Raw genomic sequence first — 17,154 nt, 5'->3', positions numbered from 1 at the left:
GGCATCGCTGTGGCAGAGTTGGCGAAATGAGCAAGAACGACAACGCCGATCGCACGCGCGGCCCCGAACTGGTCCTGTCCACCGCTCTCGACAAGGGCGACGCCGCCCTGGTCATCGGCCTGATCAGCGCTTCCTCCGAGGACGCCGACACCTCTGAACCGACCCTCGTCGTCGGCGACGGAGTGCTCGACGACGCGCAGGCGAGCGAGATCACCGCCGCGCTCACCGCACTCGGGGCAACCGGATCGCACGGCGAGGTCACCCGGCTGGCCGCACCCGCGACGCTGGGCGTCGACGTCGTCCTCGCGGTCGGCCTCGGATCAGCTGACGAGGTCGACGACGCCGACCTGTTGCGTCAGGCCGCCGGCGTCGCCGCCCGTGCCCTCGACGGGTTCGACGCGGTCGCCACCACGTTGTCGACAGTGAATCTGGCCGCGGCCGCCGAGGGATTCTTCCTGGGCGCCTACCGTTTCGACGAGTTCCGCACGGACAAGACCAAGCCGAAGAAGAACCCGCCGGCGCGGATCACCCTCCTCGCCGAATCCAAGTCGAAGGAGGCCAAGGCCGAAGTCGATCACGCCGCGGCCGTCGCCGACTGTGTCGCGATCGCCCGCGACTTCGTCAACACTCCCCCGAGTCACCTCTACCCGGAGGAGTTCGCCGCGCGCGCCCGCAGTCTGGGTACCAAGGCCGGGCTGAACGTCGAGATCTTGGACGACAAGGAACTTCTCGCCCAGGGATACGGCGGGATCATCGGCGTCGGCAAGGGGTCGTCACGGTTGCCGCGCCTGGTCCGGCTGACCCACGCCGGCCGCAAGGGTGCCAAGAAGGTTGCGCTGGTCGGCAAGGGCATCACCTTCGACACCGGCGGCATCTCCATCAAACCCGCCGCCAATATGGACCACATGACCTCGGATATGGGTGGGGCGGCCGCGGTCATCGCCGCGACCATCCTGGCGGCCCGCCTCGATCTCGAGGTGTCGGTCACCGCCACCGTCCCGATGGCCGAGAACATGCCGTCCTCGACCGCGCAGCGGCCCGGCGACGTGCTGACCCAGTACGGAGGACGCACCGTCGAGGTGCTCAACACCGACGCGGAGGGACGGCTGATCCTGGCCGACGCCATCGTCCGTGCCTGCGAGGACGAGCCCGACTACCTCATCGACACCGCGACGCTGACCGGCGCGCAGATGGTCGCACTCGGCGCGCGCACCCCCGGCGTCATGGGTACCCCCGAGTTCCGCGACCGGGTCGCCGCGATCTCCGCCGAGGTCGGCGAGAACGCTTGGGCGATGCCGCTGCCCAAGGAACTGCGCGGCGACCTCAAGTCGCGGGTCGCCGACCTGGCCAACGTCACCAACCACCGCAACGGCGGCATGCTGTCGGCCGGACTGTTCCTGCAGGAGTTCGTGGCCGACGGCGTCGCCTGGGCGCATATCGACATCGCCGGTCCGGCATTCAATTCGGGCGCGCCGTGGGGCTACACACCCAAGGGCGGTACGGGTGTACCCGTGCGTACGATCGCGGCGCTCCTCGCCGACATCCAGACCAACGGATGAGCGGCTCGCGACACACCCTGACCGGATGAATGTCCCGGGTGTGTCGCGACGGCTCGGCTTTACCCGGTGTGCCGAGTCAGACCGTTGCGCGACGGGTAGGGTTACCCGAGGGTGGGCGGCTGACCGGCCACCAGCCCTGTACCCGGGTGGCGCACACACCGCCCGGTAGCGACCACAGACCACCACGTCGAGTTCAGGAGTCAACAACGATGGCCTTCTCCGTCCAGATGCCCGCCCTTGGTGAAAGTGTCACCGAGGGGACAGTCACCCGGTGGCTGAAGGAGGAGGGCGACACCGTCGAGGTCGACGAGCCGTTGCTGGAGGTGTCCACCGACAAGGTCGACACCGAGATCCCCGCACCCGCCGCGGGTGTGCTCACCAAGATCCTCGCCCAGGAAGACGACGTCGTCGAGGTCGGCGGCGAGCTGGCGATCATCGGCGAAGCAGGCGAAGCCGCCTCCGCCGCACCGGAGTCGGCACCGGAACCGGAAGCCGCGCCCGAACCCGAACCCGCAGCCGTCGCTGAGCCCGAACCGGCCGCCCCCGTCGCTGCCGCGGCTCCGGCCGGTGGCGCCTCCGGCACCGACGTGCTGATGCCCGAACTCGGTGAATCGGTCACCGAGGGCACCGTCACCAATTGGCTCAAGAAGGTCGGTGACACCGTCGCCGTCGACGATCCGCTCGTCGAGGTGTCCACCGACAAGGTCGACACCGAGATCCCGTCCCCCGCCGCGGGCACGCTGCTGGAGATCCTGGCCGTCGAAGACGACGTCATCGAGGTCGGCGGCAAGCTCGCCGTGATCGGTGATGCTTCGGCCGCGCCGAGTGCCGCTCCCGCCCCGGCCGCCCCCACCCCGGAGCCGACCCCCGAGCCGGAGCCGGAGCCCGAACCCGTCGCCTCCGCCCCGACCCCGGCTCCCGCCCCGGCGGCACCTGCCGCACCGGCAGCTGAGAAGGCCACCGCCGCAGCAGCTTCGGACAATCCGCCCACCATCGAGTCGACGCCGTACGTCACCCCGCTGGTGCGCAAGCTGGCCGCCGAGAACGACATCGATCTGAACTCCATCAAGGGCACCGGCGTCGGCGGCCGTATCCGTAAGCAGGATGTGCTGGCCGCCGCCGAGGCGAAGAAGGCGCCCGCCGCAGCTCCGACTGCCCCGGCCGCCACCAGCAGTGCCCCGGCCGCCGCGGCCCCGGAGGTCAAGCCGGAACTCGCCGCGCTGCGCGGAACCACGCAGAAGGCCAGCCGGATTCGCCTCATCACCGCCAAGAAGACCCGTGAGTCGCTACTCAGCAGCGCCCAGCTCACCCAGGTCTTTGAGGTCGACATGACCAAGATCGTCGCGCTACGCAAGGCCGCCAAGGAGTCCTTCAAGGCGGCCGAGGGGGTCAACCTGACCTTCCTGCCGTTCATCGCCAAGGCCGTCGTCGAGGCGCTGAAGGTGCACCCGAACGTGAACGCCTCGATCGACGAGGACGCGAAGGAGATCACCTACTACGACAAGGTGCATCTGGGTATCGCGGTCGACACCGAACACGGGCTGCTCTCGCCGGTGATCCACAACGCCGACGATCTGTCGGTGGCCGGGCTCGCCCGCGCGATCACCGACATCGCGGCGCGTGCGCGTTCGGGCGGACTCAAGCCCGACGAACTCGTCGGCGGCACCTTCACCATCACCAACATCGGTAGCCAGGGCGCCCTGTTCGACACCCCGATCCTGGTGCCGCCGCAGGCCGCCGAGCTGGGCACCGGCGCGATCGTCAAGCGCCCGGTCGTCATCACCGGCGACGACGGTGCCGACTCGATCGCGGTGCGGTCGATGTCCTACCTGCCACTCACCTACGATCACCGGCTCATCGACGGTGCCGACGCCGGCCGTTTCCTCACCACGGTGAAGAAGCGTCTGGAGGATGCCGCCTTCGCCGCCGACCTCGGCCTGTAGGGGCACCTGTTGCATGTAGCCGTCGCGGGCTCGCAGGGACTGATCGGGTCAGCCCTGGTCACCTCCCTGCGCTCGGCGGGCCACACGGTTAGCCGTCTGGTCCGCCGAGAGGCACTCGATGACGACGAGTTCAGTTGGGATCCGGAGACTTTCGGCGTCCCGCCGGAAAGCCTGTCGGGCGTCGATGCCGTGATCGGTCTGGGTGGTGTCGGCGTCGGCGACCGTCGCTGGAGCGGACGTTTCAAACAGGAACTGCGCGACTCGCGGATCACCCCAACCGAGGTGCTCGCCGAGGCCGTGCGTGCGGCCGGTGTGGCCACCTTCATCAGCGCCAGTGCGACCGGGTTCTACGGCGACACCGGGGATCACGCTGCGACCGAACAGGATCCGGCGGGTGACGGGTTCCTCCCGGACCTGGTCACCGACTGGGAGGCGGCCGCCACCGCCAACACCGGCCCGAAGACCCGGGTCGTGTTACTGCGCACCGCGCCGGTGCTCTCCCCGACCGGTGGCTTGCTCGCGAAGTTACGTCCGATCTTCCGGCTGGGCCTGGGTGGCGCGATCGGCGACGGCCGACAGTTCTTCTCCTGGATCACCCTGGTCGACGAGGTGCGTGCCATCACCTTTCTGCTCGAGTCCGACATCGCCGGTCCGGTCAATCTGTCCGCACCCGAACCTGTGCGGTTCGGCGAGTTCGCCACTGCACTCGGACATGCCGTGCACCGGCCGACTGTGCTGTCGGTGCCGGGGTTTGTGGCCCGCACCGCCGGCGGTGAGATGGCCGAGGAAATGATTCTGGCCAGTCAGCGCGTTATGCCGGAGGTGCTGACCCAACACGGCTTCCATTTCACCCATCCCGACCTCGAAGCGGCTTTGGAGTACTCCTGTGCCTGAGCGTTCGGTACGTGCGGCGCAGTCACCGATCGAAGTCCGCCTCCTCGGCACCGTCGACTATCGCGACACCTATGCGTTGCAGCATCGGCTCGCCGACGAGCGGGCCGCGGGCACCCTCGACCACGACGTCCTGTTGCTGCTCGAACATCCCTCGACCTACACCGCGGGCAAACGCACCGAAGAATCCGACCGGCCGGACAACGGCGCACCTGTGATCGACGTCGACCGCGGCGGCCGCATCACCTGGCATGGCCCCGGTCAGCTCGTCGGTTACCCGATCGTCCGGCTCGCCGAGCCGCTCGATGTCGTCGAATACGTGCGCAGGCTCGAAACCGCGCTCATCGCGGTGTGCGCCGGGGTGGGCGTCCACACCGGCCGGGTCGAGGGTCGCTCCGGTGTCTGGGTCTCCGACGACGCAGGCGAACGCAAGCTCGGCCAGATCGGAATCCGCGTCGCGCGAGGCGTCGCGCTGCACGGTTTCGCCCTCAACATCGACCCCGACATGTCGGCCTTCCAGGCCATCGTGCCGTGCGGTATCGCCGACGCCGGGGTCACCTCGCTGCACGCCGAGACGGGCGTCGAATTACCTGTCGCGGAGTTCCTCGACCCGGTGGCCGCGGCGGTGTCGGCCGCCCTCGCCGGTGTCGAACCCCCCACTGCCCAGCCCGGGGGCACCGTCACCGCGGGCGTAGGATCGGAGCGATGACCGTGACCCAGCCAGCAGAGAACGGGGGTCGCAAGTTGCTGCGCCTGGAGGTGCGCAACGCGCAGACCCCGATCGAGCGCAAACCGGAGTGGATTCGTACCCGCGCGACGATGGGACCGGAGTTCACCGAGCTCAAGGGTCTGGTCAAGCGCGAGGGACTGCACACCGTCTGCGAAGAGGCCGGCTGTCCCAACATCTACGAATGCTGGGAAGACCGCGAGGCCACCTTCCTGATCGGCGGCGAACAGTGCACCCGGCGTTGCGATTTCTGCCAGATCGACACCGGCCGGCCTGCTGAACTCGATCGCGACGAACCGCGGCGCGTCGCCGAGAGCGTGCAGGCCATGGGGCTGCGCTACTCGACGATCACCGGCGTCGCCCGCGACGATCTGCCCGACGAGGGTGCCTGGCTGTACGCGGAGACCGTGCGGGCCATCCATCAGCTCAATCCGGGCACCGGCGTGGAGAACCTGATCCCCGACTTCCATGCCAAACCCGACCTGCTGGCCGAGGTCTTCGACGCCCGGCCGGAGGTGTTGGCACACAACCTCGAGACGGTGCCGCGCATCTTCAAACGCATCCGCCCCGCATTCCGCTACGAGCGGTCACTCGAGGTACTCACCGCCGCCCGCGACTTCGGACTGGTCACCAAATCGAATCTGATCCTCGGCATGGGTGAGACACCGCGCGAGGTCCAGGACGCCATTGTCGATCTCCATGAGGCCGGCTGCGACATCCTGACCATCACGCAGTATCTGCGTCCCTCGCCGCGCCACCATCCGGTGGAACGCTGGGTCAAGCCCGAGGAGTTCGTCGACCATTCCGAATTCGCCCAGGAGGTCGGATTCGCGGGTGTGATGGCCGGGCCGCTGGTCCGTTCGTCCTACCGGGCCGGTCGCCTGTACGCGCAGGCGATGGCCCATCACGGCCGTGAACTGCCCGCCGCGATGGCGCATCTGGCCGACGGCGGTTCGGCCAGCCAGGAGGCTTCGTCATTGTTGGACCGTCTCGGTCGCTGACCGCGTTCGGCCACCCCCATCCCTGCCGGTCGAGCTGGACTCGGCCGGACGTAAACTGGGCACCATGGCAAAGGCGAAGTCCGTAAGCAAGGAAGACAAGGCGGCCGCCAAACAGGCCCGCAAGAAGGCATCGAAGGAACGCAGGCAACAGTTCTGGCAGGCCTTCCAGATGCAGCGCAAGGAAGACAAGCGCCTCATCCCCTACCTGGTGGGCACCTTCGTGCTCGTCGTCGCGGTCTTCGTCGGGCTCGGCGCGGTGTTCGGTTCCTACTGGTTGTTCGTTCCGCTGGGAATCGTGCTGGGTCTGCTGGCCGCGTTCATCCTGTTCGGACGTCGGGTTCAGCGCACCGTGTACACCAAGGCCGAGGGCCAGCCCGGTGCCGCAGGCTGGGCGCTGTCCAACATGCGTGGCCAGTGGCGAGTCGCCCAGGCCGTCTCCGGCACCTCCCACCTCGACGCGATCCACCGCGTGATCGGCCGTCCCGGCGTCATCCTGGTCGCCGAGGGTTCGCCGAGCCGGGTGAAGTCCCTGCTGGCACAGGAGAAGAAGAAGGCTGCCCGCGTCGTCGGCGACACCCCGATCTACGAGATCATCGTCGGCAACGACGCCGACCAGGTGCCGCTGTCGAAGCTCGAACGGCATATCAACAAGCTGCCCAAGAACATCAACGCCAAGCGGATGGACACCCTGGAGGGCCGGCTGTCCGCACTCGGCGGCAAATCCTCCGGCGTGGGTATGCCGAAGGGGCCCATCCCCGGCAATGCGAAGATGCGCAGCATGCAGCGCACCGCGCGCCGCCGCGGCTGACCACCGTTTCCGACTCACACGCGAGCGGACGTTCCTCCGGGGCCGTCCGCTCGCGTCGTCTTCAGCCCGCCATCCGGCTGACTGCGGCGGGTTGATCGGCACGCACGGCGGTCGTGCGGAACAGGTATGGACCGACCAGATCGAAACTGAAGCGGTCGGCGTCGTCACCGACGGTGCGCACTTCCCAGGCCAACACTCCGTCGACGACACGGTAGGCGGCGACCGCTGGCGGATCCGTCCGCAATCTGCTGAACACCGACGTCATGATCAACCGGACATCGTCGGAGGCGACGAGCTCCTGGTCGTAGTGGCTGACGACGATCCCGCGCTGGACACCGGTATGCAGGTCGAGTATCCGCCGGTATCTGGGGAACGACTGGATCGTCACGTCGTCGGTGACGACGAACCGGCCACCGATCAGCGCCAGGTCGAATGTCGCGACCGAAAGCCTGCGTTGCCAGACCAGTCGCGCATCGCGGGTGGACAGGACCCCGGCCACCTCCCCTCGGCCATCGTGGACCGGTAGCAGGGTGCCCTCGGCCCCGGCAGGCTGCGGCGACGGCGCGAAGCCGTCGAACACGGCTCGACGCCGACCGTCGGAGTCGTACAACTCGGTCCGGGTCGCCCTGCCTACGTCGGTACCGAGGTAACCGACCGCGAAACCGGTCGCACACAGGACCACGGCGTCGAAGGCGAGGTTCGCCTGTCCCGCCGCACGCAGTCGGGCGGTCGCGGTCACGTCATCGAAGAGCGGCCGTCCGGAGTCGAGGGCGTAGACGATCGCCCCTCCATGGCCGTAGTGGGCGAGCACCACCCGGCCCGCCGACGACACCTGCGCATACTGCAGGCCCGGCCGGGGCACTTGCACCCACGATCTGCGGGCGTCGGGACCGAACCGCATCAGTTCGACGGCGCTCTTGCGCGTCTGGTTGTCCCGGTAGTCGCTGACCACCAGGAAGCCGTCGCCGGCTACCTCGACGCGGGAGGTGAAACCCCTCGTCGGCGCGGTGGTGACGTCGATGATCGCGCCGGTGCGGGCATCGAGGATACCGATGGTCAGCATCGTCTCGTGGTCGTTGCGCACGCAGGCCAGCAGGTCCGGGTCGGCACCGAGGACGCAGTCATCCGCCTCGAATCGGCTCGGGGCGTCCCACCGCGGCTTTCCGTCGGCCGAGTCGACGAGCAGCGGCACCCCGTCGTGGTCGTGGTACTGCGGAAACGCGAGGACGACGACGCGGTGGGCGTCGGCGTCCGCCGCGACGACGTATGACGCATCTGCCTGCGCGCCGAAGGCGGTGGCAGGCAAGGTCCACATCGGCTGCGGTTTGCCCGCGAGCGGATAGATCCGCCCGTCGTCAGCGACGTAGGGTTCGGGGCCGGCCGATCCATCGACGTCGTGCCCGAACCCGCTGATACCCGCCATGACCGCGACGGGCAGGACTATCGCCGCGAGTATGAGCGACATCATCGGCCGCTGCCGGACCGCGAGCATCGCGGAACTCAGCTGATCCGGGCCACCGTCGCGGGCTTGCCGCTCGGATTCTCGGCCCGGAAGAGGTAGGGGCCGACCACCGTCGCATCGACCTCATATCCCGGCACCGGCAGCCACCAGGCCTCACGGCCGGTGCGGACGTCGTAGGCAGCCAGTCCGCCCGGGTAGGGATCTGCCTCGGTTCGGCGACCCTCGTAGATCAGTCGTCCGCCGTCGGTGCCGACCGGCTCCTGATACGTGCCTGCGCCGATGACCCCGGTCCGCGTACCGCTCTCCAGATCGAAGACAGTCCAGGTGTAGCGACCGTTGTCATAGTCTTTGGAGACCAGATACTGCGACCCGAAAATCTCCAGATCGCCGTAGGAACTGCCGTCGCTAGCCTGTTCCCACTTGATCTTTCCGGTACTGCCCAGCACGACCCCGACACCCCGGTTGGAGTAGGAGACGCTGCGGGCCACCGGAATCCGATCGCCTTCGGTCTCGACCGAAGGCATGGAGTAGTCCTTGAGCTCGCCCACGCGATGCCCGGTCGAATTGAAGAAGAGGATCCGTTCCGACGAGTTGGTACTGAATCCGATCGCGAAACCCGCCCCGTGGGCGACGGCGCTGATCCGGATCGCGGCCGCCTCACCGACCGTCGTGTCACGCATCCGCCGCAACTCGGGAGCAGCGTCGTAGAGCAGCATCCCGTGATCGAGCGAGTATGCCGACACCCCGTGGTCGCCGACGACGAGCACGATGTTGCCCGACTGGGAGATGAGCGGTTCCGAAACCGTGCCCTTCCCCGCTGTCGGCACCGACCACGTCCGCGCACCGTCCGAGGCGAACCAGTTCAGCGTGACCGGACCACCGCGGCCGGAACCCGATGCCGTGGTCACCAGGAATCCGTCACCACCGGCGTGGAGCTTTCCCGACCCTTCCGACTTCGGAAGAGCTTTGGCGGTGACCACCCGACCGGCGTCGTCGATGATGGTGAGCTGCGGCGATGCGCCGTATGCCGACGTCAGACAACCGAGCCGGCCGTCACGACTGAAGACACAGTCTTCGACGGATTTCACCGGCGCCGGGGCCGTCCACAGGTTGGCGCCGGTGTCGGGGTTGACCGCCGCCACCGACTCCGTCGAACCCGTCAGCGCGACTGCGACCATGCCTGGTTTCGCTGCCAGCACCTTGATCCGTGCATAGGAGATGTCGGTGCCGGTTCCGAACAGGCCGACCGCATCGACCTTCCACTTGTCGCGGATCGGGCCGGCGATCGGGTCCATCGCCACGTCCTTGGTCGGCGTGCCGACGCGCGGCGGCGGACCCTCGACCGCGCCCGCCGAACCGTCGACGACGACGGTCGTCGTGGTGGCGACCACGACGGCGACCGCCAACACCACCATCGCGACGACCACACCCGTGACCTTTGCCCAGATCCCCCTCATGGCATTCATGCAACCACACCACGCCGCCGACCTACGACGGCGCTCCACCGAGCCGGAGTTCGCCTACACCAGGATTCAGCGGGTCCGCACCAGCGCGGTGCCGGTTGCGCGATCGTGCAAGGCGCGACCGTTGTAGTCGTTGATCAGGGCCGGAACCAGGAAGACGATCAGCACCTGCCGGGCCAGCGCCCGGACGAAACCGACGGCCGCCGGTGGCTGTTCACCCGCCGCCTCCTGCGCCGCCCGTGCCGGTCCGTAATCCATTCGAGCGACCCGCAGTCCGAGTGCGAACTGGCCGGGGGTGAAGCCGAAGAGGCTGATGGCGACGACGCCGATGACGAACCAGACGCCGAGTACCGCGGTGCCCATCATCGACGACCCGAAGTCGACGAACAGCAGCGACAGTCCACCGGCGAGCACCCAGTCGACGAGCAGTGCGAGCACCCGGTGCCATCCGGTGGCCAGCGAGCCCGGTCCGTCCGCGGGCAGACCGAGATCCTCGCCCCGGTATGCGTTGTCCACGCCGGGTGCCGGTCCGATCTGCGGCCCCGACAACCACGATCCGGTGGTCCGTCCCACTGTTTTCTCCCTTCGGCGGCTGGTCACCATGGTATTCCCCCGCCGATGGTCGGGGTTTCGGGTGTCCGCCGCCCCGCAGGGCATAGGCTTAGCGAGTCCGATATCAGCCGTGTAACACGGGGGAAACATGTCCTTAGTGCCTGGGCAACCTCTCCTCCTTACGGTTCAGGCTGAGGTCCGCTACTGCCGCGCGGTGGCGGATGAGGCGTGTCAGTACAACTGACCACCCGATCACGAAGGAGTCACCGAACGGTGTACAGCAGTAAAGAAGAACTACTCGAGGGCATCAAGAAGGAAGGTGTCGAGTACGTCGACATCCGCTTCTGCGACCTGCCTGGCGTGATGCAGCACTTCTCGATCCCGGCCTCTGCTTTCACCGAGGACGTCTTCGAAGAGGGCCTGGCGTTCGACGGTTCGTCGGTTCGCGGCTTCCAGTCGATCGACGAGTCCGACATGATGCTGCTGCCCGACCCGGCCACGGCCCGGATCGATCCGTTCCGCAAAGCCAAGACGATGAACGTCAGCTTCTTCGTGCACGACCCCTTCACCCGCGAGGCGTACAGCCGCGACCCGCGTAACGTCGCCCGCAAGGCCGAGGACTACCTCGCCTCCACCGGCATCGCCGACACCTGCTTCTTCGGTGCCGAAGCCGAGTTCTACATCTTCGACTCGGTCTCCTTCAGCTCCGAGATGAACGGCACCCATTACGAGGTCGAGTCGGAATCGGGTTGGTGGAACGCCGGCGCGCCGACCGATCCGGACGGCACCCCGAACAAGGGTTACAAGGTCCGCCCGAAGGGTGGCTACTTCCCGGTGGCCCCCTACGACCACTACGTCGACCTGCGCGACGAGATGTCGACCAACCTCACCTCGGCCGGTTTCACCCTGGAGCGCGGCCACCACGAGGTCGGCACCGCCGGACAGGCCGAGATCAACTACAAGTTCAACACGCTGCTGCACGCGGCCGACGATGTTCAGCTGTTCAAGTACATCATCAAGAACACCGCGTGGCAGAACAACAAGTCGGTCACCTTCATGCCGAAGCCGCTGTTCGGCGACAACGGTTCGGGCATGCACGCCCACCAGTCGCTGTGGAAGGACGGCAAGCCGCTGTTCCACGACGAGGCCGGCTACGCGGGCCTGTCGGATCTGGCGCGCTACTACATCGGCGGCATCCTGCACCACGCACCGTCGCTGCTGGCGTTCACCAACCCGACGGTGAACTCCTACAAGCGTCTTGTGCCGGGCTACGAGGCCCCGATCAACCTGGTGTACAGCCAGCGCAACCGCAGCGCCTGCGTGCGTATCCCGATCACCGGCAACAACCCGAAGGCCAAGCGCCTGGAGTTCCGTTGCCCGGACAGCTCGGGCAACCCGTACCTGGCCTTCGCCGCCATGATGATGGCCGGCCTCGACGGCATCAAGAACAAGATCGAGCCGCACGAGCCCGTCGACAAGGACCTCTACGAGCTCCCGCCGGAGGAGGCCAAGAACATCCCGCAGGCCCCCACCTCGCTGGCCGCGGTCATCGACAAGCTCGAAGAGGATCACGACTACCTGACCGCGGGTGGCGTGTTCACCGAGGACCTGATCGAGACCTGGATCGCGCTCAAGCGTGAGAACGAGATCGAGCCGGTGCAGATCCGTCCGCACCCGTACGAGTTCTCCCTCTACTACGACTGCTGAGTCCTCCGACCGTAACGGTCGGTGACCCTGCGTCGCAGGAACGACGACACAACCCGCCACACACCGTGGCGGGTTGTGTCGTATCTACCCGGAGGCCGGCCGGTCCGGGTACTGAACGGGCCGGCCTGTCCCGCACATCCGCAGCGTCGTCACGGTGAGAATCCCGGGCCGTATCGCCATGGCGTTTCCGCAGTTGGCACCTGGTGTGATCCATCCCACCAATAGGCCCTATTGCTCTGCCGACTCACATGGTTGCCGCTTATTTTGGTTGCTATGACGCGAACGATGTATGTCGAGGACCTTGCCCCCGGAGACCGGATCACCATCGACGGTGTGTCCCGGGTCGTCCGCACCGCCGGTATCCGCCAGGACGACGACACCATGCTGATCGAGATCGTCAAGGGACCCGACCAGATCACCGAACTGGTGCTGAGCGTCGGCTCCAAGGTCGACGTCCTCTGAGATGGCCGCGGCCACTGCCATCCCAGATCGGGTCGACCCGGACGGGATGCGCGGCGACCGGCGGGATCCACCGCGACCGGTCAAGGCGTAGGCGACGACGATTGCGGTGAGCGTCAGGGTGGCGGCGCCCACCCACGCAGCGCCGATGAGTCCGTCGACGAAAGCGGCACAGGCCGCATCCAGTAGCCGTTGTGCCGGCTCCGCGGGCAGCCGTCCGGCGACCGCAACCGCCTCGGGAAGGCTGCCGACCTCGGCGCCCGGCACCACCCCGGACGCAAAGCTCGCCCGGAAGACAGCGTTGAGCACGCTGCCGAGTATCGCGATCCCCAGTGCCCCACCGAGTTCGCTGCTGGTCTCCAGCAGACCCGATGTCGCCCCCACCCGATCCGCCGGTGCCACTCCGACGACGTAGTCGGCGATCATCGAGGTCGCCGCGATGATGCCGGATGCCAGTAGCCCGGCACCGACCAGCACGGTCGCGAGCGTGTCCACGCCGGTCGTGGTGGCCAGCACGACGAAGCCGCCCGCCGCCACCAGCAGTCCGCCCACGATCAGCGGGGGACGTCCGACCCGCCCCGCGAGCACCGCCGCGACGGGCGCCACCGCCCCGACGACCACCGTGGGCGCCAGGCTCCACAGCGCGGCGCGCAACGGCGAGTAGTCGAGTACCGACTGCAGATACTGCGTCATGATGATCGAGTTGCCGAGCATGCCGAACATACACACCAGGTTGGCCGCGATGGAGGTCCCGAACCGGCGCTCGCGCAACAGATCCAGATCGACGAGCGGGTCGTCGAGACGATGCTGCCGCCAGATGAATGCCGTCCCGACAATGAGTCCGACGACCACCGCGACGACCGGCCAGGCAGCGAGATCATCAGTGTCGAAGGTGAACCCGCGGATGGCGAGTTCCTTGATTCCGCCGATGATCGGGAGCAGCGCGCCGAGCGCCAGCAGCGCACTGACACCGTCCACCCGCCGCCCGGGCACCGCGGTGTCACCGGGCAGCACCAGCGGCGCCAGACACAGCAGCGCGACCATCACCGGCACGTTGATGAGGAACACCGACCCCCACCAGAAGTGTTCGAGCAGCAGGCCACTCACGATCGGACCCACCGCCACCCCACCCGCCAGCACCGCATTCCAGGTCGCCACGGCCTTTGCCCGGGCCGCATCATCGACGAAGAGATGCCGGATCAGGGCCAGTGTCGAGGGCATCAGCGTCGCCCCCGCCACGCCGAGTAGGGCGCGTGCGCCGATCAGCATCGGCGCCGACACCGCGAAGGCGGCCGCCACCGAAGCCGCGCTGAAGGCGATGGCACCCCACAGCAGCAGTCGACGGTGACCGATCCGGTCGGCCGCCGACCCCATCGTCAGCAGCAGGCCGGCCAGGACGAAACCGTAGATGTCGAAGATCCACAGTTCCTGTGTCGGCGACGGCGTGAGATCTGCCGCGAGGTAGGGCACGGCGAAGAACAGCACCGAGACGTCCATCGACACGATCAGCATCGGCAGACACAACACGACGAGTCCGAATGCGGGTGATCTGCTCATCGGAACAACCTCCGGTCACTCAATACGGCGACTAATTGATTACGCCATAGACTGTTTATTACGTAAGCAGATACTACGCTTTTCTGTCTACGACGCAAGCAATAAGTAGGATGCGTGGCATGACATCGGCCGAGCGACCCGAACTTCCCCGCTACCTCGCGCTGTTGTGGAACCGCGAGCCCGCCACCCCGCGGCGCGGCCCGAAGCCGACGCTGGCGATCTCCGACATCGCCCGAGCCGCGGTGGCCATCGCGGATGAGTCCGGTTGGGATGCCGTGTCGATGAAGGGCATCGCCGATGCGCTCGGCGTGACGACGATGTCGTTGTACCGATACGTCGACGCCAAGGACGACATCCACACGATCATGATCGACGAGGCTTTCGGCCGCGCCGACCCGGCGACGACGGCGACCGGCGACTGGCGCACCCGGGTGGGCAACTGGGTACGGGCGGCCGCGGAACTGATGCGCCGACGACCCTGGATCGCCGAGATCCCGTTGTCCAGTCCCCCGCTGGGTCCGAACACGTTGTCCTGGACCAACTCCGGGGTGCACGCCTTCGCCGACACCGGCCTGTCGGGACAGCAGAAGCTCAGTGCCCTGCTACTCGTCGACGGTTTCGTGCGCCATCACGTGCGCCAGGCACACCAGATGGGTCTACTCACCGCGGGTGCGGTGGCCGGGCGTCCCGGCTACCCCGAACTGCTCGCCGAACTCGCCGACCCCGGTGACTATCCCGATCTGGCCGCGGCCGGCGCGGGGATGGAACCCGACGACGACTTCTTCACCGACCAGCTCGAATTCGGCCTGGGCATACTGCTCGACGGGATCGCCGGACTCATCCAGGCCGAAAAGCGCCGGTAGCAGACGCAAAGCCCTACGATGACACCATGATCCGTCTCATCATCCGTGCCGTGATCTACCTCATCTCGGCCGCGATCGGCGTCATCGTCGCCGACGCCGTCCTCGACGACATGCAGTTGCACGCCGGCGGTTTCCTCGTCGCCATCGTGGTGTTCTCACTGGCCCAGCTCATCCTGGGCCCCTTCCTCTTCCGCCTGATCCGCAACAACGCCGAGGCCTTTCTCGGCGGCGTCGGCCTCGTGTCGACCTTCGTCGCACTGGTCATCGCCAGCCTGCTGGGACCCGACGGCATCGAGATCAGTGGCGTCAGCACCTGGATCGCCGCCACCGTCATCGTCTGGCTGGTCACCGCGATCGCGTCCTTCGTGGTGCCGTTCCTACTCGTGAAGGCAGGGGTGGAGGCCGCCCGCGATCCGGAGTCGGGCAACACCAAGAAGTAGGGCACCAAGAAATAGGGGCGGGGTAGGCGGCCGCGTCAGACGCCGAACATCACGCCGCGGCGCCGGCGAGGTCGTCGAAGAGTTCTTGATTGTGTTCGAAGGCCGCCACCGCCTCGGCCAGCAGCCGTCCGGTCGCCTCCTCATCGAGCGGCAAGGCGTCCAACCGCTCCCGATAGGCGTCCTTGTACCGCTTGAGCTTGTCGATGTCGAAGGCGTAGAAGGTCAATGCCTCCTCGTCGACCCCATAGTGCTGGCGCAGCCGATGAGCGACGACCTGCCCGCCGGACAGATCGCCGAGGTAGCGGGTGTAGTGATGGGCGACATAGCGCGCCGGATCGTTGCGTGTCGACTCGATGGCCGCCACATAGCGTCGAACGGCCGGCAGCGGTTCGACGGCCGACGGATCCACGCCGTAGGCCGCCAGGTCGGCCCCTAGTCGCGGTAGCCGCCGGAGCTTCTCGTCGAGGACGGCGTCGGCGATCGGATCGCCGGCCAGGTCATCACCCACCGACTCCAAGGCCCGATAGATGAAGTAGAGCTGTGCGGCCAGGCGGTGGTACTGCGACGCATCCAACGCGCCGCCCAGCAGTTCCTCGACGAAACCGGAGCTCTCGGCGCGTTGATGAGCGACGGCGGTCGCGGCGCGCAGCCGATCGGAGATGCGTTGCGTCGCGGCGTCCGCCGCGTCGGCGGTCGGCTCGGTATCCGGTGTCGTCGTCATGATGCAACCAGTGATACCACCACGGCCCGATGATCGGAACTCGGGAGATGAAATGTGCGGACCGACGTGGCCACGAAACCTCGGACGATCACGTGATCGATGGCGACCAGCGGCCGATTTCCGCTGCGATCGGTGGGATAGGTTGGCAGGAATCCGGCCCCGGCCTGATCCGTGGTGTCGGCGAAACCGAGATCCAGGAGATCGCGGAACCGCGCATGGTCGCGGGTCGAGTTGAAATCCCCCGCCGCGATCGCCCGGCCCGGCGGCAACGAGCGCAGATGATCGGCGATGCGGTCCATATCGGCCATCCACGTGCGGGTGGCCCCGTTGAGCGGGGCGGCCGGATGGATGGCGAGCACCCGCGTCCCCGGCGCACCCGGCAGATCGGTGCGGGCGGACAGATTGTGCAGCACCGTTCCCGGAATGTTGAACGTGTCCGTCAGCGGGCGTCTGCTCAGCAACGCGGTACCACCGGCCAGCGCGAACGGGATCGCGAAGATATGCGGCAGGGTGTGCCCGATCGGTGAGGCCCGGATCGCGGCCAGCGCCTCCGGGGTCACCTCCTGCAACGACACCAGATCGGCATCGGCGTCGGCGATCAGTGTCGACAACGCAGTCAGGTCGGCGCGGCCGAACAGCAGATTGGCACTCACCACCGTGAACCTCGGTCCGGCAGGCGCGGTTTCGGCGATCCACAGCGGGGCTTGGGTCTGCCCGAGCACCACCGACGCCACCACCGCGACGGCCAGCAGGATCCAGCGTCGAAGTGCACCGAAGATCAGCACCGCCGCCAGCGCGACGACCAGTGCGAAGGGCACCGCGCTGGTCAGCATGACGGTCAGGTCACCGCGGGAGGGGTAATAGTGCAGGAACACCGCGACCCCGGTGGCGGCCAGCGCGATCCCACCGACGATCAGCAGGGCGAATTCGAGGTAGCGCCGGACCCGGGAACGGTCGTGCCCGGACCCCGACTCAGGGTCGGTCGACAAGGGATGACGCCC

General features: G+C 67.5%; 15 protein-coding genes. 9 read left to right on the top strand and 6 right to left on the bottom strand.

The features are described from left to right. Window positions 1-26 precede the first annotated feature (26 nt). From QSJ18_RS11400 to QSJ18_RS11375, 6 genes are all read left to right on the top strand, one after another. Window positions 27-1,559, top strand: a complete 1,533-nt coding sequence (locus QSJ18_RS11400) for a leucyl aminopeptidase (protein WP_286326569.1) — start codon at window positions 27-29, stop codon at window positions 1,557-1,559. Between the two features lie 209 nt (window positions 1,560-1,768). Continuing rightward, window positions 1,769-3,502: a 2-oxoglutarate dehydrogenase, E2 component, dihydrolipoamide succinyltransferase gene (gene sucB / locus QSJ18_RS11395; RefSeq protein ID WP_286326568.1), complete on the top strand. Its 1,734-nt coding sequence runs from the start codon at window positions 1,769-1,771 to the stop codon at window positions 3,500-3,502. Between the two features lie 9 nt (window positions 3,503-3,511). Further along, window positions 3,512-4,396, top strand: coding sequence for a TIGR01777 family oxidoreductase (locus tag QSJ18_RS11390; protein ID WP_286326567.1), 885 nt, complete (start codon window positions 3,512-3,514; stop codon window positions 4,394-4,396). Next, complete coding sequence (gene lipB, locus QSJ18_RS11385) at window positions 4,389-5,102, top strand: lipoyl(octanoyl) transferase LipB (protein WP_286326566.1); 714 nt, start codon at window positions 4,389-4,391, stop codon at window positions 5,100-5,102. Before QSJ18_RS11390 ends, lipB begins: the two co-directional genes overlap by 8 nt. Continuing rightward, complete coding sequence (gene lipA / locus QSJ18_RS11380; RefSeq protein WP_286326565.1) at window positions 5,099-6,121, top strand: lipoyl synthase; 1,023 nt, start codon at window positions 5,099-5,101, stop codon at window positions 6,119-6,121. Before lipB ends, lipA begins: the two co-directional genes overlap by 4 nt. Window positions 6,122-6,185: 64 nt before the next feature. After that, complete coding sequence (locus QSJ18_RS11375) at window positions 6,186-6,929, top strand: DUF4191 domain-containing protein (RefSeq protein ID WP_286326564.1); 744 nt, start codon at window positions 6,186-6,188, stop codon at window positions 6,927-6,929. Window positions 6,930-6,990: 61 nt separating this feature from the next. Here the strand turns inward: QSJ18_RS11375 and QSJ18_RS11370 are convergent, their stop codons facing one another. From QSJ18_RS11370 to QSJ18_RS11360, 3 genes are all read right to left on the bottom strand, one after another. Continuing rightward, complete coding sequence (locus QSJ18_RS11370) at window positions 6,991-8,397, bottom strand: hypothetical protein (protein WP_286326563.1); 1,407 nt, start codon at window positions 8,395-8,397, stop codon at window positions 6,991-6,993. 32 nt (window positions 8,398-8,429) lie between these two features. Further along, complete coding sequence (locus QSJ18_RS11365; protein WP_286326562.1) at window positions 8,430-9,857, bottom strand: outer membrane protein assembly factor BamB family protein; 1,428 nt, start codon at window positions 9,855-9,857, stop codon at window positions 8,430-8,432. 66 nt (window positions 9,858-9,923) lie between these two features. Next, on the bottom strand, window positions 9,924-10,427 hold the full coding sequence (locus tag QSJ18_RS11360) for an RDD family protein (RefSeq protein WP_286326561.1): 504 nt from the start codon (window positions 10,425-10,427) through the stop codon (window positions 9,924-9,926). A 252-nt stretch (window positions 10,428-10,679) separates the two neighbouring features. On the opposite strand from QSJ18_RS11360, the gene glnA reads away from it, so the two are divergent. Beyond that, complete coding sequence (gene glnA / locus QSJ18_RS11355; protein WP_286326560.1) at window positions 10,680-12,113, top strand: type I glutamate--ammonia ligase; 1,434 nt, start codon at window positions 10,680-10,682, stop codon at window positions 12,111-12,113. 228 nt (window positions 12,114-12,341) lie between these two features. Here the strand turns inward: glnA and QSJ18_RS11350 are convergent, their stop codons facing one another. Further along, window positions 12,342-14,129 carry an MFS transporter gene (locus tag QSJ18_RS11350; RefSeq protein ID WP_286326559.1) on the bottom strand — a complete coding sequence of 596 codons (1,788 nt, stop codon included), beginning with the start codon at window positions 14,127-14,129 and terminating at the stop codon, window positions 12,342-12,344. A 119-nt stretch (window positions 14,130-14,248) separates the two neighbouring features. Between QSJ18_RS11350 and QSJ18_RS11345 the strand changes: the two genes are divergently transcribed. Further along, a complete protein-coding gene (locus QSJ18_RS11345; RefSeq protein ID WP_286326558.1) occupies window positions 14,249-14,992 on the top strand; it encodes a TetR/AcrR family transcriptional regulator in 744 nt (247 codons plus the stop codon). A gap of 26 nt (window positions 14,993-15,018) precedes the next feature. Beyond that, the gene (locus tag QSJ18_RS11340; protein ID WP_286326557.1) at window positions 15,019-15,432 is read left to right on the top strand and encodes a phage holin family protein; all 414 of its coding nucleotides are present in this window, start codon (window positions 15,019-15,021) and stop codon (window positions 15,430-15,432) included. Between the two features lie 49 nt (window positions 15,433-15,481). Here QSJ18_RS11340 and QSJ18_RS11335 read toward each other — a convergent pair whose 3' ends face one another. Both QSJ18_RS11335 and QSJ18_RS11330 read right to left on the bottom strand, forming a co-directional pair. Next, complete coding sequence (locus tag QSJ18_RS11335) at window positions 15,482-16,153, bottom strand: biliverdin-producing heme oxygenase (RefSeq protein ID WP_286326556.1); 672 nt, start codon at window positions 16,151-16,153, stop codon at window positions 15,482-15,484. After that, window positions 16,150-17,142: an endonuclease/exonuclease/phosphatase family protein gene (locus tag QSJ18_RS11330; RefSeq protein WP_462476052.1), complete on the bottom strand. Its 993-nt coding sequence runs from the start codon at window positions 17,140-17,142 to the stop codon at window positions 16,150-16,152. Before QSJ18_RS11330 ends, QSJ18_RS11335 begins: the two co-directional genes overlap by 4 nt. Window positions 17,143-17,154 lie beyond the last annotated feature (12 nt).

It is taken from the genome of Gordonia heveisoli (assembly GCF_030315745.1).
GTDB lineage: Bacteria > Actinomycetota > Actinomycetes > Mycobacteriales > Mycobacteriaceae > Gordonia.
This window is presented reverse-complemented; position numbering and strand designations above follow the sequence as displayed.